The organism is Ruegeria sp. CDSA077, from assembly GCF_059612265.1.
In genome coordinates this window covers 13,111-30,132 of the sequence record NZ_JBXWQG010000016.1, presented here as the reverse complement: position 1 = coordinate 30,132, position 17,022 = coordinate 13,111, and the positions used below count along the sequence as shown (strand labels likewise).

Annotated in this window: 19 protein-coding genes; 5 read left to right on the top strand and 14 right to left on the bottom strand. The window is 56.2% G+C overall.

What is annotated here, in order from left to right; genetic code table 11:
• Positions 1–238: 238 nt before the first annotated feature.
• The 3 genes from AC2FLE_RS19445 to AC2FLE_RS19435 are packed head-to-tail and all read right to left on the bottom strand — an operon-like array spanning position 239 to position 4,451.
• A complete protein-coding gene (locus AC2FLE_RS19445; RefSeq protein ID WP_496699108.1) occupies positions 239–1,216 on the bottom strand; it encodes an ATPase, T2SS/T4P/T4SS family in 978 nt (325 codons plus the stop codon).
• Positions 1,213–4,008, bottom strand: a complete 2,796-nt coding sequence (locus tag AC2FLE_RS19440; RefSeq protein ID WP_496699106.1) for a relaxase/mobilization nuclease domain-containing protein — start codon at positions 4,006–4,008, stop codon at positions 1,213–1,215. The genes AC2FLE_RS19445 and AC2FLE_RS19440 overlap by 4 nt, the downstream gene beginning before the upstream one ends.
• Entirely contained in the window at positions 4,005–4,451 is a 447-nt protein-coding gene (locus AC2FLE_RS19435) for a MobC family plasmid mobilization relaxosome protein (RefSeq protein ID WP_496699104.1), read from the bottom strand. Before AC2FLE_RS19435 ends, AC2FLE_RS19440 begins: the two co-directional genes overlap by 4 nt.
• Positions 4,452–4,972: 521 nt before the next feature.
• Between AC2FLE_RS19435 and AC2FLE_RS19430 the strand changes: the two genes are divergently transcribed.
• Together AC2FLE_RS19430 and AC2FLE_RS19425 are read left to right on the top strand one after the other, a co-directional pair.
• A complete protein-coding gene (locus AC2FLE_RS19430; RefSeq protein ID WP_496699102.1) occupies positions 4,973–5,749 on the top strand; it encodes an AAA family ATPase in 777 nt (258 codons plus the stop codon).
• Complete coding sequence (locus tag AC2FLE_RS19425; RefSeq protein WP_496699100.1) at positions 5,736–6,182, top strand: hypothetical protein; 447 nt, start codon at positions 5,736–5,738, stop codon at positions 6,180–6,182. Before AC2FLE_RS19430 ends, AC2FLE_RS19425 begins: the two co-directional genes overlap by 14 nt.
• 680 nt (positions 6,183–6,862) lie before the next feature.
• Here AC2FLE_RS19425 and AC2FLE_RS19420 read toward each other — a convergent pair.
• A complete protein-coding gene (locus AC2FLE_RS19420) occupies positions 6,863–7,063 on the bottom strand; it encodes a hypothetical protein (RefSeq protein ID WP_496699099.1) in 201 nt (66 codons plus the stop codon).
• Positions 7,064–7,742: 679 nt separating this feature from the next.
• On the opposite strand from AC2FLE_RS19420, the gene AC2FLE_RS19415 reads away from it, so the two are divergent.
• Positions 7,743–8,255 (top strand): class I SAM-dependent methyltransferase, encoded by a 513-nt coding sequence (locus tag AC2FLE_RS19415; RefSeq protein WP_496699097.1) that lies wholly within the window; start codon positions 7,743–7,745, stop codon positions 8,253–8,255.
• Between the two features lie 68 nt (positions 8,256–8,323).
• On the opposite strand, the gene AC2FLE_RS19410 is transcribed toward AC2FLE_RS19415, so the two are convergent.
• The 7 genes from AC2FLE_RS19410 to AC2FLE_RS19380 form a co-directional block, all read right to left on the bottom strand.
• Entirely contained in the window at positions 8,324–8,926 is a 603-nt protein-coding gene (locus AC2FLE_RS19410) for a class I SAM-dependent DNA methyltransferase (RefSeq protein WP_496699095.1), read from the bottom strand.
• Positions 8,927–9,173: 247 nt separating this feature from the next.
• Positions 9,174–9,716: a hypothetical protein gene (locus tag AC2FLE_RS19405; protein WP_496699093.1), complete on the bottom strand. Its 543-nt coding sequence runs from the start codon at positions 9,714–9,716 to the stop codon at positions 9,174–9,176.
• Positions 9,717–9,738: 22 nt separating this feature from the next.
• On the bottom strand, positions 9,739–10,029 hold the full coding sequence (locus AC2FLE_RS19400; RefSeq protein ID WP_170766490.1) for an addiction module antidote protein: 291 nt from the start codon (positions 10,027–10,029) through the stop codon (positions 9,739–9,741).
• Positions 10,004–10,327, bottom strand: coding sequence for a type II toxin-antitoxin system RelE/ParE family toxin (locus AC2FLE_RS19395; RefSeq protein WP_496699092.1), 324 nt, complete (start codon positions 10,325–10,327; stop codon positions 10,004–10,006). The genes AC2FLE_RS19400 and AC2FLE_RS19395 overlap by 26 nt, the downstream gene beginning before the upstream one ends.
• A gap of 114 nt (positions 10,328–10,441) precedes the next feature.
• Positions 10,442–12,307, bottom strand: a complete 1,866-nt coding sequence (locus AC2FLE_RS19390) for a ParB/RepB/Spo0J family partition protein (RefSeq protein ID WP_496699090.1) — start codon at positions 12,305–12,307, stop codon at positions 10,442–10,444.
• Between the two features lie 311 nt (positions 12,308–12,618).
• Complete coding sequence (locus AC2FLE_RS19385; RefSeq protein WP_496699088.1) at positions 12,619–13,023, bottom strand: DUF3768 domain-containing protein; 405 nt, start codon at positions 13,021–13,023, stop codon at positions 12,619–12,621.
• Positions 13,024–13,551: 528 nt separating this feature from the next.
• Entirely contained in the window at positions 13,552–13,803 is a 252-nt protein-coding gene (locus AC2FLE_RS19380; protein WP_496699086.1) for a WGR domain-containing protein, read from the bottom strand.
• 153 nt (positions 13,804–13,956) lie between these two features.
• Between AC2FLE_RS19380 and AC2FLE_RS19375 the strand changes: the two genes are divergently transcribed.
• Both AC2FLE_RS19375 and AC2FLE_RS19370 read left to right on the top strand, forming a co-directional pair.
• Complete coding sequence (locus AC2FLE_RS19375) at positions 13,957–14,634, top strand: ankyrin repeat domain-containing protein (protein WP_496699084.1); 678 nt, start codon at positions 13,957–13,959, stop codon at positions 14,632–14,634.
• A gap of 374 nt (positions 14,635–15,008) precedes the next feature.
• Entirely contained in the window at positions 15,009–15,503 is a 495-nt protein-coding gene (locus AC2FLE_RS19370) for a DUF6714 family protein (RefSeq protein WP_496699172.1), read from the top strand.
• Between the two features lie 171 nt (positions 15,504–15,674).
• Here the strand turns inward: AC2FLE_RS19370 and AC2FLE_RS19365 are convergent, their stop codons facing one another.
• The 3 genes from AC2FLE_RS19365 to AC2FLE_RS19355 are packed head-to-tail and all read right to left on the bottom strand — an operon-like array spanning position 15,675 to position 17,006.
• On the bottom strand, positions 15,675–16,322 hold the full coding sequence (locus tag AC2FLE_RS19365) for a class I SAM-dependent methyltransferase (RefSeq protein ID WP_496699082.1): 648 nt from the start codon (positions 16,320–16,322) through the stop codon (positions 15,675–15,677).
• Positions 16,319–16,552 carry a hypothetical protein gene (locus AC2FLE_RS19360; protein ID WP_496699081.1) on the bottom strand — a complete coding sequence of 78 codons (234 nt, stop codon included), beginning with the start codon at positions 16,550–16,552 and terminating at the stop codon, positions 16,319–16,321. Before AC2FLE_RS19360 ends, AC2FLE_RS19365 begins: the two co-directional genes overlap by 4 nt.
• 1 nt (position 16,553) lies before the next feature.
• On the bottom strand, positions 16,554–17,006 hold the full coding sequence (locus AC2FLE_RS19355) for a MarR family winged helix-turn-helix transcriptional regulator (RefSeq protein WP_496699079.1): 453 nt from the start codon (positions 17,004–17,006) through the stop codon (positions 16,554–16,556).
• Positions 17,007–17,022: the final 16 nt, after the last annotated feature.

Below are 17,022 nucleotides of genomic sequence, written 5' to 3'. Positions count from 1 at the left end.
CGAATCTCGCTGCGCTCTGATCGAATGGCCGATTTACTCGCCGCGTTGCGACAACCATAATTCAGAAACCGCAAAAAACCTGTGCTGCGAGCGCGCACTGCAAGATTTTGACACTTCCGCTCAGGGCTCTTTGCTGTCATTTTCTGCAGGTTGCTTGAACGTCGGCTTGACCCCACTGGCAATCTGCGCGACCGAAAGAACCTCCTTCGGCCACTTCCCCATCGACGTTTAGAGAACCCTATACCGCTTTCTCCCTCAACACCCTAACGGCAACTGGTCGCCTCTGATCCCCGGTTTTCCGAAACTGCACAATCACATCGATCATCGAGCGGCAGTATTCCAGGATCTCTGAATAGGTCAGGCCGGTATCCGCCTGCAGGACCATCAGGGCCAGGCGTGAAAGTGCGGATTCCGGTGATGCGGCGTGCAGCGTGGATATCCCGCCCGGATGGCCCGAGTTGATGGCAGACAGAAAGTCATAGGCTTCGGCCCCGCGCAGCTCCCCCATGATAATCCTCTCCGGCCGGAATCGCAGACAGGCTTTCAATAGATCGCTGCTCGGTGCGTTCTTGTTGACGACCAGAGACACCGCATTGGGCTGGCTGGGCCGGATTTCCAACACATCCTCAATGGTCATGATCCGCTCTGAGTGGTCAACTTCGCCAAGACAGGCGCGCAACCAGGTCGTTTTGCCAGAGGATGTCCCGCCCGACAAAAGGATGTTCCATTTGGCCTTGACGGCCGCGCGCAGGAAATCACCAAAACCTTTGTTCTCGTAGGCATCGAAAACAGCCTCATCGGCGGGATCAACGCCAGATTTCAGATCAGCCATGTTGGCGTCCAGGTCCGGCAAGCCCTGCATCAGATCATCGAGCGACAGTTGCTTTGCCACGGCCCGGCGCAGGGCAAACGCAACGCCAGCCTCAACAGCAGGTTTGACCGCGACCTGCGCCCGCCACAATGACCTGTCGATTTCGAACTGCGAACCGGCCAGCGGCGTTTTGCTGGAAATGGGATTTTCACCGGCCAGGTCCTGCGCGAGCGCCAAAGCGTCGTCTTCTCCCATAGGCTCGTCCAGCTGACGCATGGCGGGCTCGCCGCTGCGCTCAATCCAGACCCGACCGTCCGGATTCAGGACGATTTCAGACAGGAGAGGATCGGAGAGCAATTGCTCTCCGAACACACGTTTCAATGTGCTTTCAAGGTGTCGGCTCATCGACTGACACCCCGATCACCCTTGGCCCGTTCTTCCCGTTCCCGACGCCGCTGCTCCTGTACCGCCGGATCACGGTCAATCTGTCGATCGACGCTCTTCACATCCCAGGCCGTGCGGGTGACATTGACGCGCTCCGGCTCGTCCGTCTCAGGGTTCCGGCGTGACCGGGTGACTTCTTCTTTGCCCACTTTGACGAACGTGGCCGTGTCACCGATTGAGATGTTGTTCCGAGCCATCTGGTCCTGCAAGGCGGTGCCCCAGATGCGTTCCGGCTCATCTTTGCCTTCGACCTTCATATCGACATAGAACGACTTGCTGTTTGGATCGTCGGGGCGCACCAGAGCCTCTTTGGCATCGACGATGACACCCGTGACACCGGTTTCAACAGAGACCTCCTGCCCGACAGTACGGTCCTGCTCGCCCTCTTCTTCTGACCGGTCTTGGTGCGCATCCCTTTTGATACGCGCGGCCTCGTGCAGTGGCTCAAGCCCGCGTTGTTCCTCACGCGGTGCGCGCTCGATATCGGTTGCTTTCCAGGCGCGGCGGTTTGCCTCGATGGTCTTCTCTTCGCCGGTCTCTTTGTCGATCTTGGTCACTGTCACTCTCTTGTAGCCATCATGGGCAAGCGTGGCCGTATCACCAATGTTGAGGTTTTCGCGCTGCATCAGGTCGGGCAAATCGACGCCCCAGACGCGGAGAGGTTTGTCCCGGCCGTCCACTTTCAGATCGACGTAAGGCGACAGGCTGCCTTTCTCGTCTTCTTTGTAGAGCGCAGACCCAACCTCGACGATCTGCCCGCGCACGCCTGCGTCCAGATCAGGGCGATACCGGGCTGAGCTGACTGCTTTTGCATTTGGTGCCTGCCCTTGCTGTTCCGGACCTGGGCGCGTGTCGCCCTCAAAACGATCCGGTGTTCGACCTGTCACACGCTCCTGCACCCGATCTTCAATCTCAAGCAATCGTCCACCGATCGCGGCCCGATCAAAACCCTGCCCCTTCATGGTCTGGATTTCATCCTGAACGCCAGTCTTGATCTTCTCCTGCAGGAAGTCTTCTCCCCTGCCCTCGGCAAAGGCACGGTTGATGTCACGAATCTCACCACGGGCATCGCGGTAGATCTCAGAAGCATCCTTATATGCGGCCTTCATATCAACGCGCGCCTGGTTCTCGCTGAGAGAGTGGGCATTCGCCAAAGTCTTTACGTCGCGCTCAAACCAGTTCTCGCGGGTCTGCTTGTCCACGTCGGCGCCATTGCGGATGCGCGACAACACCAGGTCGCCATTGATGCCCATTGCCTCCAAACGCTCGGCCACTTGTCTGTCGGCCTCCTTCAGCACAGCCTTGGCGGCAGCAGCGCGCGGATCGTTTGCAGCGGCGCGCTCCCGACCCTCTGAGCCTGTCCGCGCCTGTCTGATGGGCTGGGTGCGTGATGGATCTGCTGCATCCCGCTCTGCTGCGCGACGCTGGCGTGTCGGGTCCACATCGTCGCGGCCTACCTCAACCTCATCGTCCCGTTCCAACCGCTTGCCAAAGAACGTCCTAGTCTCTTCATCCATAAGCGGTTCATAGTCCCGCAGAACCCGAGAAATCGCAGCCTCGGTCTGGATGCGCTTTTCTTCATTCTCCATAGCCTCGGCCTTGGCGTCCATGCCTGTGATAAACTCACGTACATCGGTTCCAATGGCCTTCATCTCGCCGTCTATTCCTGACGCGTGGGTCGGGTCCATCTGGTTGGCAACTTGAGCGTTCATGTCGATTTCCTCATTGTTGAGAACCCCGCCCCGCAACAGGATATTAGCTGCGCCGAGAACAGCCGTTGAAAAATTGCCCAAGGTCTCGGCCCGCCCTGGGTATTGTGTTGTGAAAATGCCCTGCGCGACCCCGGCCTGATGTGACTGGAGTGTTTCGCCCAAAGCGGCGTATTCGGAATTGCGTTGGTCGTTCAGGACCCGCAGCTGGTCCGGTGCAATTGGCTGCTCCCGGCCGATGCCATAGAAAGGGAAACCGCTGCGCCGCTCTTGGGCTGGCCGCTCGCGCAGATCCCGGCCGTCACGCCGTGCATGAACCCGTGCGCTGCTTTCGCGCTCGGGGCGCAGGTTGCGGCTGAACCGGCTGGTAGCGGTCAGAACAACGCCAACGTCCCGCGCGGTCTCAACCTGCAGCTCACGTAGATCTTGGGGGCTAATCCCGTACCGGCTCAGCTGAAGAGTCTTGCCCAAGGCCCCTGCCCGGCTGATCACCAGATGCGTATGTGGATGCCCAGTGTCGTCGTGATGGGCCATGACGTATTTGTAGCGGTCGCCATACTCGCCGTTCGTCAACCGCTCGCCAAAACTGCGCGCAGCCTGCTTGGCGGCCTCCCGGTCCGTGTCCTTGGGGTAGGACAGGATCACATGGTAGGTGTAGCTGGTGACACGCGCATCCATCTGGGCCCAATCCTTCGCCCAGTCGTCCTGCACGTCGCGCAGACCATCCATCCCATGCGTCAGCTCGCCGGTATCGCCGCGTTCCATTTCGACGGTGCCCTTGCGGGTGATGTAAGACAGCTGGCCACCCAGACGCCCGGATGCCGTGACGCTTCCACCGCGGACAACCTTGACTACCGCCTGATTGGTCAGAAGTGCATTGGCGATCATGCCAGCTGCCCCACTGGATGCGTTCGCTCGTTGTGCCGGCCGCCGATGCGACCGCGCAAGGTTCTGACCAGGCCGCGGCTTCAGATCCGGGATCAACTGAAACTCTCCAAAGAGCGCGTCCCAGGCCGGATCATATGCGGAGGTCAAGCTGCTCATCCGTCACTCTTTGCGTTGGGTGACACACGATGCGCGCGTTGGATTTCCGCCAGCCGCTCAATCTCAAGAGCGCGGGTAAAAGACCGCGCACGGGCCGCATCCGAGTAATCCGCGAACAACTGACGCAACTCGCGGATCTCGACCTTCATGGCCTTGATCTGATCTTCGGTGCGCTTGTTGAGCCGGAACTTCCCTGCGTTCGCAGCCTTGGTCATCTGGTTAAGGTTGTTGGCCATACCGATCAGCTGAACCAGGTGTTCTTTGAACTGCAGCGTTCGGAATTCTTCTTTGGTCGGAATCCCGAAGGCCACACGCAGGCACATACGCACCAGGCCGGTGACGCTGCGCAGCCGCATGGCCTTCCTGCGCTGTTCAAGGAACGACCATTCGTCCTCATCAAAGCGCATGGATTTTACAAGTGATTTGGGTATGCCAGACGGCATCGGGGCGGCTCTCCTCGATCAGAAATCGGGCGAGGCCCCCGCAGGCCGCGCATATGGTGATTCAAGTGTAAGTTGATCTGTAAGCCGACTGCAAGTCCTAATGAATGTCGGTACTACATTCACTAATATCCCGCAAAGTAAGCGAAGGATGTAGAAGATCTGTAGCACGAGGCGCAACCGTTTGCCGCCTGCCGAACGCCAGTTGCCGCATGGCGGTAGGTGCGTGGCCGATGCCCTATTGCTGCCGCCGTTTGGTCGCTGACTAACGCCATTTGGCATACGACAACAGCCGTTTGGCGGTTGGTATTAGTCGTGTTGCCAGCCGCTATTAAGCATGTGGCATATGTCTGATGCCAATAGCAATTTGGCTTTCTAGCTGGTTGACCGTTGATGATTGCTTAGAAAAGCAATAGCGTAGATTTCAGCGCGGGTGCGGGATCGCGCGATAACTTGAAATCGCGAGCCCGGTTGTGGCACGCCGCTCTGCGGCGTGGCTTTCGGGCGCAGACCCGGAGACCAAATTGAAAATCTATGCCGCTGTAAACTCCAAAGGCGGAGCTGGGAAATCTTCCATGCTCGTCGCCTTTGCTTCCGCTTTGCACCATCAGGGCAAACGTGTTCGTATCCTCGATCTGGATTCACAAGGGACACTCTCGGAATGGTTGAATCCGAAAAACGGACTGGAATCGATCCCAGCCGATGAACTACTGATCGAGGCCGGGCAGTTTGCCAAGGAAGATGCAGAGAATGCGAAACTGGCTTATGCCCACATTCTTGAGGTGGAAAAGGCAGGGGGCTTTGACTACCTGCTGATCGACACCAAAGGCGAACCCAGCATGACGGCCGCGATGGCGATGGCTGTTGCCGACATGGTGCTGTGCCCGTCTGATGGATCGTCAGCGGAATACAAGCCCATCATGGTCACGTACAGATCCTGCGAAGCGGCATTGCAGCAAATCGGCAGCACGGCAGACCCGAAAGAAAAATTCCGCATCATGTTTACCCGGCAGTCCGTTGCGCAGTCAGCCGGTATCCAGAAGGGCAAACAAGCTCTGGCAAAGCAGTTTACCTGCATTGGTGGCATTGCCGATTCCGCCGCGATGGATGACGCGCTAAGGGCGGGGACAACGATCGGGCGGTTGATGGGTTTTGCTGAGGAAGCCATGGAACAGGCGGAAACCCAGACGGCCAGGTCGAATGCCCGCCGCATGGCGGATCGATGCAAAAAGGCGCTGAGCAACGCCGACTATGTGCTGAACGCTCTGAAGGAAAGTGAGGTGCATCATGTCGCGGCCTAAGAGCATTGAGAGCCTGTTTGAGGGGTCGGAATCCGAAATCGCGCCAACCGTGACAGAGCTTAAAAAACAACGGCAGGATGAACCCTCGGCTGAACTTAAACCGGACCCCGCCAAACCGGCGAAAACCGAAACGGTCGCAGATCAGGCACCAACCCAGAAACCCAAAAGGTCTAAACCAGCCACGGGCAGGCCAAAGCAAGATACCCCTGCGAGATCCGAAGGGCCTAGCGTGGCAGGGCAACCGATCAGGGTCCAGATATCAACCTCAGACGGCAGCGAGATTGCGGCTGCACTTGAAGAAGTCCGCGGCAACATACCTGCCGCGTTTCAGAAGAACTTCAACCTTAGGGCCTTTTTCAAAGAGGTTCTGCAGGACAACGATGCCGTCATTGCGGCCATGATCCGGAACAACCTGAATGGGGACGCAAAATAACCAAGCGCAAAAAAAGCCACTGGTGAAATCAAGAGTGACGTGCGTACACCGATCCGGTTCCAGATTTCGGCTCCTGAAGGTGGTGAAGTTGAAAGAGAAATACTGGACCTGCTAGAAGATGTTCCACCTGCTCTGCGAGCGAGTGTGAATGTCGGAAGGTTGTTCCGGCAAGTGATGTTGGAAAATGACAAAGAAATCGCAAAAATGATCCGCACGACGATAAAGGATCAAACACTGCACTGATCCTGATTTGGTCTGACTGCGCCAATCTCTGATGTCACGCTGGCGGCCAGGGCGCCGCTGGCCGAGGGTTAACCACAGGCTGACGCTGAGATATTTGGTGTCTCTGCTTACAGCCTGCTTCGGCCAGGCCAATTTCGCCCGGGGTTGAAATTGACCCGACTGGATAACCCTCGGCCGCGCAAGCGGAGAGGCCATTCCAAAATTCTTGGGCCAGTAGATGTGGGCAACAACGGAATGAGCCAAGGAAAGGCCAGACAGTGCGTGCGTGGGATTTTCCATTGAATATTGTCCGGTTCAATCGTCCAGGATTGCCGCTTTGAAAAGAGCTGGCTGTCCCTTCCCGGTCTTCATTCCTCGCGCCACTTGTGGCGCACAAATGGTCCGGTTCTCTTGGCCGGAGCAGAGGAAAAGGCGGCTTGCGCCGCCCTGCCCTCATGTCATTCGGTGACGGCATCGTCATCGTTCCGCTTCGGGAAGGCCACCATCTCGACGCCGGGGAACATGCTGTGCTTGACCTGGATCGAGGTGATGTTGCCGGCCTCATCGGTGTTGACGAAGAGGACCCCACAGCGATCCCAGAAGGTCTTGCCTTCTTTTTCACCGGTCTTGACGTTCAGTTTCAGAGTTTGAGTTGCCATTGTTTGATCCTCGCTTTGGCGTGTTTCGATGAACATGGGAAAAGCGGGCATCAAGGGGATGTCAGCAGGTAATTTGGTCCGCGCGGAATGCGCCGCAGGCGCAGGGGACATTACCTGTTGAAGCGCGGCGCCCAAACCGGGCACCGCGCGTCTTCCCCGACTGCCCGCTTATGTTCATCCCTTCAGAAACACGGCAGCCGAGGATCATCTCCGGCAACGGGGTTTGAACCTGTCAGACCAAATGAAGGGAAAAATCTCTGGGATCGCTGCGCGCGGGTCATTTGGACAAAGCGATACGATTTGTGGCAGCTACATTACCTCGGTCCATCACAGGCGCAGTGCTCAATTCGGAGTGCGGGTAGCCTTTCTGGGTCGGAATGACCCTCGCGGCAAAGAATGGAGGGTCACTGGCGCTGAAAACCGCCCTTTCCAATTGGCGGAGGCCAAAGGCCGGACGGTCCGGCCCTGATCCGCGCAAGCGCGGATCAGGTAATCAGCCGGACTCAATTTGAACCGGCGATATCTGACCAAATAGTTGCCGCTAACAGTTAGGCGTGAGCTTGGCCCCCGCAAACGAGAATACCCGATCCCAATGTATCGCCGCCAGTGAGGTGAGCATCTGCTGATCACGAAATAATTCACTTAGCGTTCTGCGGTCAAATCTACTATCTGCCGATTCATGGCTTACAATTACGACAAACTTTACGGTGAAAAACCAAACGCCCTCGGCGAACCCACACAAGTGTTCGTCGCGTTTTTTGATCAGTTCGATCAAACGGGTGCGCGCGTTCTCGACGTTGGGTGTGGACAAGGCAGAGATGCACTGTTCATCGCGCGACGTGGTCACCATGTTGTTGGTGTCGATATCTCCCCTAACGGTATTCAGGACCTGATCAGGGCGGCACATTCAGAAGAGCTGACTGTTGAAGGCATTGTAGCCGACATCACCGCATACGAGCCAGAGGGCAAGTTTGATGTGGTTTTGGTCGACCGAACTTTGCACATGCTCTCCGCCACAGCGCAAAAGGCCGTATTGGAACGGTTACTCGATCATGTTGATGTTGATGGCTGGCTTCTGATCGCTGATGAGGCATCCAACATCAACGGGTTCAAGGACGTGATCCAATCTCACCAATCGAACTGGAGCACGGAGCTTTCCAAGAGGGGTTACTTGTTCATCCGAAGATCTTGAACGCAATTCGAAATTGCCAATGTTTGGTTAAGCGGACACACGGGATACTCCCGCATCCACACTCAAATTCATTCCGGATTGCGAATACCCGCTCCCATCAAAACGGGCATAGTCCGCGCATCCGAATTGATTTCGAATACCTGTTCGACCCGAATGGAGCCAAGCCGTGCCGCCTCAAGCGCGGTCTTCATTTGATGCAGCGTCAATCCAAAGCCGCCATCATCTGACGCCTGCCAATCCCACTGCACGAACTGTCCACCCTTGTTGAGCAGACCCGCCAGCACCGCCACGGCTCCCCTGTAGTCCGGGAGAAAGGCGCAAACGGAAGAGGCACAGATCAAATCGAAATCTGAGACCCCGGTCTCCACCTCCTGTACATTTCCCGCCAGCATATCTCCGTGAACGGCCCTGACATTGGGCAGGTTCTTGTCCTTCAGGACCGCAATCATTTTCTCCGAGGTATCAACCGCGACAACGTCCGCCACATGCGGTGCAATTCTCTCCGCCAGCAATCCGGTGCCACATCCAAAGTCGAGCACACGCTTCGATTTCCAGTTCTTTCCACAAAGGTCCAGATGCGCGTCGAGCGAGGCAAAAGCGCAACTGGCGTAATATCTGACGTCGCTGTTGTCGTCCCAACCATCGGCATAGTCATTCCAGTCGTCAGTCATGTTGCTTGCGTTTCCTTCTGGATTTGGGTCGGCTCCACCACATGTACGCTGAGGCAGATGCACCAATGGGAACGCGCGACATTGGCGACGATCGCAACAACAGTCAATATGGGTTTGAAACGGCCATTGGGGGCGAATGAAGCAGCCGAGGCGGAACCTCAATTGACAATCGTTCACATTAAGAAAAGGCCCGCCGAAGCGGGCCAGTCAGTACACCTCAGGGAACTCTAGAGGTATTGAATACAGGCTACCGCTTGCGCGCGCGATCGACAACACCGTCAGCTGTGATCGTGGCAATGCGGTCCTCGGTGCGGCGGGTCATTTCAACGCCATCCCCCGTCATATGCGCCTCAGCAAACTCGGTGAACTTGAAGATGCTGCCATCTGCTTCGACATGGGTTTCGTCTTCCGCCGAGCGACGCTTCACCGATCCGTCATGCCGGATTTCGATGATCGTGTTGTCGGCCATCCTCACAGTCACACAATGCTCGTCCACGGCCACGCCCTGCCACCACATATCTGCATCGCGGCGCACCACAATGCGGTTCGGATGCAGCTTGATCTGCACGTCTTGAGCGGTCTCTGCATCAGCGGCTTTGACAACAACAATTGCTTCCTGCGCGTCTGGGTCACTATGGATCGACGCGCTGCCGTTCTTTGGCGGCCAGAGCTTCGGCTGCGTGCGCGGCTTGCCCTTCTGATCCGTATGAAACCCGACAAACATCTGCGCGGATTTCCAGACACGGCGAATGGTCTTCTCGGCTGTTGAAGCAGCTGCATCGGTAGACATGGCGGGTTGCCTTCTAAAACGGTTAACTCACGTGCATTTTCGGGGTGAGTGTCACACCCACAGCACTCAGCACTTTGAGGATGGTGCCAAATTCCGGATTGCCGTTTTCGCTAAGCGCACGATAGAGGCTTTCCCGAGACAGGCCGGATTTGTCGGCTACGCTCGACATACCTTTAGCCTTGGCAACATCGCCAAGCGCTGATGCGATCAGGGCCGTGTCACTGGTTTCAAAAGCCGCTTCAAGATAGGCTTGAATGGCTTCGGGGCTGTCCAGATAGTCAGCCGCTTCAAACTTCGTTGTTTTGACACCCATATTTTTCACTCCAACTCTTTTGCCATCGCTTTGGCGGTTTTGATGTCCGATTGCTGGGATGACTTGTCTCCCCGCAAAGCAAAACGATCAAAACGTAACCGCGCGACACGTAGTAAACGCGATACCCCTTACCCTCAGAAATACGCAGTTCACTCACACCTTCACCAACCGGCTTCACGTCACCGGGATTGCCCAGGCTCAACCGCGTGATGCGAACCAAAATCCTGGCTTTTGCCCTTTGGTCCTTCAAGCCCTTGAGCCATTTGTCGAACAGGGCAGTCTTGCGAATTTCTATCATACCTATATGTAGCCTACAAGCTACATCCTTTCAAGTGAAGGAAACGTAAAGCATTGAATTAAAATAGAACAACGCTGCTGGCAGGTAGGGCGCTAGGCGCCCCACCCGATTGTTTCAGAAGCAATCAGGAACCCAAGCATCAATCCGGGCCTTCTGTGCTTCGGTCACGCCCAGTACCGTCTGATGCTCTTTGTCGTTGAAGAGATTGTGCAGCGCCTCGTTCTTTGCGCCTTTCTTGGATTTTGCGAAGGCTTTGAACATGTCGGTATCGACATGCAGGTCCAACAGGTCTTTGTAGAGATCATCCAGCTGCCAGCCTTTCAGGCGTTTGAAGCAGTTCTCAGCCGAGGGCGTCCAGATTGCGCGCATGTCAGCACCAATCTCAGCTTCGATCTCGGCCATGAACTCCAGTTGTTGGGTCAGGAACCGCCGCGCCAGAAAACCCGTAATCTCTCCATTGCGGGTCTTCTTGCCCAGATCGCGAAACGCTTTGAACGCCTCCACGCTGCCTGTTGCCGCAATCTCTTGGAACTGGCCATAAGCCGCCTCTGTCACCTCATCCCGCTCTCCGCCAAGGCGCGGGTCGAGGATGAACTGGTCATCGATCTCGGGTGTGTTCCGCTCAGCCCCACCATAGCCAAACCCAAACAGGGTGCTGGTCAGACCAGAGGCCGGGGTGGTGGAGAAGGCAAACAGGCTCAACACATAATCAGGCTTGTCCAGCAAAGCTGTTTGAACTGCCGCCAGCCGGATCGCCACCATGTCATCAATGAACTTTTGCGAATAGGCCGGTCTTGGTGCTTCTTTGATCTCCTGCTCTTTGACCGGGGCCAGTACACCGGCCTCAATGGCGGCCTGCACATGTTCCGCCGCGACATAGGCAGATGATGTTTTGATCTCGCCGGTGTTGCCGACATAGAGGAACACACCGGACAGCTTGCGCTGATCATCAGAATAGAACGGCGCGACATGGTCCTCGAGCGCCGCAAGCTCCTTCTCGCCATCCGTGTCCAGAGCCTCACCTTCATAGAGTTCGGCCAGTTCGTCATACCGCTCAGACTGTTCTTCGGTGAACTCCCGGCTCACTATCTCCAAACGGTGCATGCCTTCTGTGCCTGAGAACCCATAGGGAATGTAGCTTTTATCATGGGTGTCCACCCAGTCCCAGCCTTCCGCTTCGCGCAGTTTTGCTGCTTCTGCCGCCAGTTTCTCAGCAAACAGATGATCCAGTAGCTCGCCATCATTGAACAGGGTTTCATCGGCAAAGAGATCAGCGGTGACCGTGCCACCCGCTTCAACATAAGCCTCCTGCCCCACAAACACGGCCTTGCGGTTGGTGCTGCTGACAGCCTCCGACATCAGGGCCTGTTTCACATCATGCTCACTGAACCACTGGCATTCTTTGGCCTGTTCCAGAACTTGTAGAATTTTCTCTTCCTCGGTGCTGACTGTCATGGCCTTGGCCAGACCCATGCTGATCTCACCCGCCTTGAGCGCATCCAATACGGCGGCGGGCAGACCGGCCAATGCAAGGCGACGGCGCACATGGGCTTCGGTCACGCCAAACGCATTGCTGATCTTGACAACAGACAGGGACTTTTCCGCCATCTTGCCATAGGCGCGGACCTCGTCCACCGGGTCCAGTTCTTCGCGGGCCGTGTTCTCCGCATTGGCCCACTGCTCGGCCACAAAGGGGTTATCGGTGATCTTAACCGGAACCTGTGCCAGATCGGAGCGTTCGGTCACAGCGATGTTGAGGGCGCGAAAACGGCGACCACCTGCAACGATGCCAACTTTACCGTCCTTGTCACGCAAACCGCTCAAGTTCTGGATCAAGCCGCACATGACCAGGCTGTCAGCCAAGAGCGCGATGCCTTCCTCAGAAACCTCCTGCCGTGGGTTCATGTCGGACAGGTAGAGATCGGACAGGGCGATGGTTTCGATGGTTTCCGGTGCGGCGAATGTTTCGATTTTACTCATGGGGCAAATCCTTGTTTGAGAGTTTTGCTTCGTGTTAAGGGTGCCCTACCCCTTCCGGGGTAGAGCGGGGCTGCTTAGGCGGCTGCGTGTTGTTTCAAGAAGGCGAGGCCGATCTTGGCGGAGAGACCTCCCTTCTTGACCAGCTCAACGGCTTCGCGCCGTCGTTGCTGCAAGGTTTCCTGATTTATTGTGATCACCCCCTTTCCGGTGTTTGCTGGCATGAACTCACCCACTGTCCGGCAGGGCATGCTTGCATGTCCCGAGAGGGGCCTTTCCTGCGCGGGGTCCGCCCCGTTGGGACAGGGCTGGTCTCAATATTCGCTGGGGCACATGATGGTCAGAACACGGCGCGTCACCGACGTGTCAAAAGAGCGGTCGGAGCCGTATTTGTAATCCGCGTCGTAGAGGTCAATTTTCCAGAACAGCTTCTGGCCGCTGACGATCACTGTTCCGAAAGTGTGATCGCCATAGGGATCGTTGCCCTCGTCAAACCGGTCATCCGACGCCACTGCCTTCAAAGTCGCGGTCTGGAACTCCGCCCCTTCGCCCGACACGCCGGGCGTGACGAACACCTGCCCCTGAATGCCTTTTGTCTGCATCTCAATCGCTGTAGTCGGATCGATCAGGGCTTTCCGGAACAGATCATTCTGGGATGCGATTTCAGCCGCCCGAAGGCCGGTGTCATTCTCAATGTCATTTGTCGTCTCAAGGATCAAAACCGTCTCTCCTTTTGTGGTGTGACCTCCGGGGTTGATCCCCTTTGGTGCTGGTTTTGAGCCGAGCCCTGAAAGGGCGTCGTCTCTAAAACCTGCCCCGTGGCGAACGCGGAGAGGGGCGAGACAGGACAAATCGACAAGAGTGGTGCGGCCCGCAGCGCCCCGCGCGAGGACACGGTCTTGTCTATTTGTCTTGTCCGAGGGGGGAGGCCGCGCCTTCCCCCTGCCGGAAGGTGGCGTTTGGCTTGTCCAAATCCCGCCTGACCAAACAAAAGAAGCCAAAGGATCTTCGATCCTGCGGGAGTGCAAAAGGGATCGTCACCCAAACGGGCAGATCACAACGGCATGGAGCGACCATGACCCAAAGCCCCTGCCCCGGCGCGCAAGAGACGGATCAGGGGCTACTGGGACAGGGAGATCATGCTGGGGTGTTCTGGGTGGAAGTCGGCCTACCGGCTGAAACCTAGAGCCCGGTCACGAGACGACAGGCTCGGGATTTGCTAGATAGAGACAGAATGAACCTCGACGTTATTCACCCACCGGGACATACCCTCGACGACGTTTCTGCCTGTCGAGTTTTTGGAGCGCGTCGGCAGCCTCGGCTTCGTCATCATACGTCACCATCATGGCTTGCCCGTTTGTGCCAATTCGTCCCCAGGTACGAAACACAGAAACTTCACCAAACAGCGTCGGCTGCAATTCAATGCCATAGAACCGCGCCATGTTGACGTCCGGGTCTACGTGGATCAGGTGGACAGGTATGGTTGCTGTCTGCTCCATAGTCTGATTGTCGGTTAACTCAGCCTTTCTGTCCAATGACTTCGCGAGATCAGTTCTTCGGAAAGGATTCCGAGCCTGAATGGAGCTGGCATCGAATAAATCCGCTTCTATTATCGCACCCTTCTGACCAATGTGTAAGAATAAGGATTGGCCATGCTTCGTCTTTTACTATTTACGTTTGTGATAGGTCTTGCCGCCAACGCGGGTACGGCGCAGACGCCACCTTCGGTTGGTGAGGTCTCGCATTACGACGGTCTCTTCGCTGCTGCTCACACCGGCAACGAAGAAACGATCCGGCAGCTTGTTGCGGCGGGGGCAAACGTCAACGCGCGGGACTCGCGAGGCCGCACGCCAGCCCATGTGGCAGCCTTTGCTTCTGAGGACGAAGCGTTGCGTACGCTAGCTAACGCCGGCGCCGACATGAACGCGCTAGAAGGTCAGGCCTACGACGTGGTCACGATTGCGGCCGTTGCTAATGATCCAGAACTGATGACACTCGCAATCGCGTTGGGCAACGACCCCGGACTAACGACCAGCCCTTATGAAGGAACGGCTCTGATCGCAGCCGCGCATCTCGGTCATGTCGAGATTGTAAGACTACTGATCGCCGCTGGCGCGCCTTTGGACCATGTGAACAATCTGCACTGGACAGCCGTTATCGAAGCCGTTGTGCTTGGTGACGGCGGCCCGGATCATCTTGCAGTTCTGGATGCGTTGTTGGCAGCGGGTGCTGACCGATCGCTTGCCGATCGTAACGGAACTACGCCACTCGAACACGCCGAACTACGCGGATTTGCGGAGATGGCAGAGCGCCTCAGAAAAGAGGACTGAAACCCACCCAACATGCGGAAGCGGCAAGTTTCGCCTTTGAGGCACCGATGGCAGCTTGGTTATCGAAGTGTCACACATGATCCACAAAGGCCAATTTACGCCCGGACTCTGTCCGTTCAAACAATTCGTTGAGTCGACTGGCTAGTTTCGTTGCAATCGCCAAGAGTGTTCGGTCAGCTTCAAATTTTGCAACAGAGTCCAGTCATCATTGTCCGGGTCGGGTGAAGTCAGTTTAAGTGTGTAGATAGAGGCATCGTAGAACTCATGATTGATGTCTGTAAAAAGCCTATGTTTGGAATCCATGGCACTTACTCAAATTCGACTAGCGGCCAAAGCGCTCGATTTCAGGATGTAAGCCATATTAGTATTTGACCATGTCAAAGGACTCTAAAACGACAAAAGCGCTCATATCCCAGATCAATGCTGTATTTGGCGGGCTTGACCATCCCCACGATGATGAACTTTTACATCCCGACTGCATGGACGACGTGGATATTCTTGATTTTTACGGAGGCGTCAGGTGGCCGGAGATGACCGATCAGATGATCATTCACGGATACGCTGCCCCCACAGCTTTCAGCGCAAAGGCATTTCAATACTACTTGCCCGCTTATCTGATTTGGACGCTTCGCAATTCGGACAGCCCGGAATATGCCAATGAAAGCACTCTTCTGGCACTGGATCCCGGTACATCGAAGGAAATGCTGCATGATTTCAGGAAGTCCAAGTTCAGCCTCTTAACACCAGAGCAAAAGGAAGTAGTGGCACGGGTTTTGCATTATTTTGCCGATCACCCTGATCTCGGTGAATTTGCGGAAATGGCATTGGTGAACTACTGGATGGATGTCGAATTGCAGGCACCGGATTGATGGTCGCATCAAAACTGGATTGCGATTTCGAGGTGTAATCTGCGGTATCCGTCACCAAATCAGCTGTGTCAGCCATCCGTGTTTAATTGCGGAGGCCAGGTCGGATATTTCCCTAAACTGCGACAGGTTTGTCGTAAGTCGCCTTCAAAACTCCGTTTCGTGCCTTTGATATCAATCTCCTTTGGCTTGTTGCGCGTTAGCTTTGGTGAGGATCATTTTTTGGCCAACGACACATGTCGCCGGAGCGGCACCGCCAATGATTTTGATTTCTCTCACGTTCTCGTACCCGACAGCATGGAGCGCGTCCTCAATACCGGCGATCATGCGGCGTGCGGTCGCGGAGCCATCCGCGTCAAGCCGTGGTTGATAAGTGGTCAGACAGAGCCCTCCCGGGGCCAGAGTATCAAACAGGGCACGAAAAAAGCCGAGTTTGTCGCTTTGAAACTGGATGACATTCAACGAGTAAACGCGGTCGAATGTCTCCGGCCAAGCGGTGAGCAGGTCGATCCCCCCTTCTAATAAATCAACTCGGTCTGCGACGCCCTGTCTGCGCAGTCGATTACGGGCCTGACGGATCATGACACCGGAATGATCAAGACCGACCACCCGGCCAGACGTCACGAGAGAGGCGCATTGCGACAGGGCGAGGCCGGGGCCACAACCGATTTCAAGCACCTGGCTGTGAGGGCGAAGGTCCATTATCTCGACGGTTTTTTCATTTCGAAAGCGGTTCGACTTCCGCGCCGCCATGATCCGGCCGGCCAGAGCACCAAACGGGCCCGATGGATGACCGAACTGCGCTACGATCTTCGACTTCACAGACACTGGGTGTTGCCTGCCCGAGAAGTCCACAGAGGCAACACCAGCAATGCGCCAGCCGAAAGGACGAGAATGCCGAAGGCAATCGCATGGCGATACGCCATCTCAGGAAGACCCAGAAGCTCCACCGCAAAGGTATTCCAGGACCAAAGGGCGATGACACCCCAGACGAGTAGCGCGAAAAAGGCGATCCCGAAGGTCTTCCCGTGCCGTTTCGATTGCTGTGCCATGTCAGATTCCTTTCTCCATCATGGTTTCGATCGTTTCATTGAAGCGGGCCAACAGGTGAACAGAAGCAGTAACGTCATACGTGGCCAGGGCCTCAGCCAACTCAGCCATCGGTGCTTCTTCCCGGGTTTGAATCTCGGCAAAGAGCTTTTTGCCCGCGGGTGTGGGAAGGTAGAAACCCGACCGCTTGTGATCCGGATTACCTTGCGCTTGGATAAGACGCTTCGCCAGCAAGGCGTTCATGTTCTTTTGGACATGTTGACGCGAAACACCTTTAGCCTTGGCGATTTCAGGAACCGTTTGCGGTGCCTTGATAACCAGCGCCTGAAGGATCGCCCGCATCGACGGGTTGATTTCCAGATCACTGTGCAGGATTTCGGCGACTGATTTGAGCCGGTTGAACCCGGTCCGGATTTCACTGATCAGCGCGATAAGCTCTTCTTGTCTTTCCGTCATACAGGGCTCCGAGTCT

Excerpts from the sequence above, each read along its gene's own strand:
- AC2FLE_RS19445 (WP_496699108.1), bottom strand. The coding sequence starts at position 1,216 with ATGAGCCGACACCTTGAAAGCACATTGAAACGTGTGTTCGGAGAGCAA.
- AC2FLE_RS19440 (WP_496699106.1), bottom strand. The coding sequence starts at position 4,008 with ATGAGCAGCTTGACCTCCGCATATGATCCGGCCTGGGACGCGCTCTTT.
- AC2FLE_RS19435 (WP_496699104.1), bottom strand. The coding sequence starts at position 4,451 with ATGCCGTCTGGCATACCCAAATCACTTGTAAAATCCATGCGCTTTGAT.
- AC2FLE_RS19425 (WP_496699100.1), top strand. The coding sequence starts at position 5,736 with ATGTCGCGGCCTAAGAGCATTGAGAGCCTGTTTGAGGGGTCGGAATCC.
- AC2FLE_RS19420 (WP_496699099.1), bottom strand. The coding sequence starts at position 7,063 with ATGGCAACTCAAACTCTGAAACTGAACGTCAAGACCGGTGAAAAAGAA.
- AC2FLE_RS19415 (WP_496699097.1), top strand. The coding sequence starts at position 7,743 with ATGGCTTACAATTACGACAAACTTTACGGTGAAAAACCAAACGCCCTC.
- AC2FLE_RS19410 (WP_496699095.1), bottom strand. The coding sequence starts at position 8,926 with ATGACTGACGACTGGAATGACTATGCCGATGGTTGGGACGACAACAGC.
- AC2FLE_RS19405 (WP_496699093.1), bottom strand. The coding sequence starts at position 9,716 with ATGTCTACCGATGCAGCTGCTTCAACAGCCGAGAAGACCATTCGCCGT.
- AC2FLE_RS19400 (WP_170766490.1), bottom strand. The coding sequence starts at position 10,029 with ATGGGTGTCAAAACAACGAAGTTTGAAGCGGCTGACTATCTGGACAGC.
- AC2FLE_RS19395 (WP_496699092.1), bottom strand. The coding sequence starts at position 10,327 with ATGATAGAAATTCGCAAGACTGCCCTGTTCGACAAATGGCTCAAGGGC.
- AC2FLE_RS19390 (WP_496699090.1), bottom strand. The coding sequence starts at position 12,307 with ATGAGTAAAATCGAAACATTCGCCGCACCGGAAACCATCGAAACCATC.
- AC2FLE_RS19380 (WP_496699086.1), bottom strand. The coding sequence starts at position 13,803 with ATGGAGCAGACAGCAACCATACCTGTCCACCTGATCCACGTAGACCCG.
- AC2FLE_RS19375 (WP_496699084.1), top strand. The coding sequence starts at position 13,957 with ATGCTTCGTCTTTTACTATTTACGTTTGTGATAGGTCTTGCCGCCAAC.
- AC2FLE_RS19370 (WP_496699172.1), top strand. The coding sequence starts at position 15,009 with ATGTCAAAGGACTCTAAAACGACAAAAGCGCTCATATCCCAGATCAAT.
- AC2FLE_RS19360 (WP_496699081.1), bottom strand. The coding sequence starts at position 16,552 with ATGGCACAGCAATCGAAACGGCACGGGAAGACCTTCGGGATCGCCTTT.
- AC2FLE_RS19355 (WP_496699079.1), bottom strand. The coding sequence starts at position 17,006 with ATGACGGAAAGACAAGAAGAGCTTATCGCGCTGATCAGTGAAATCCGG.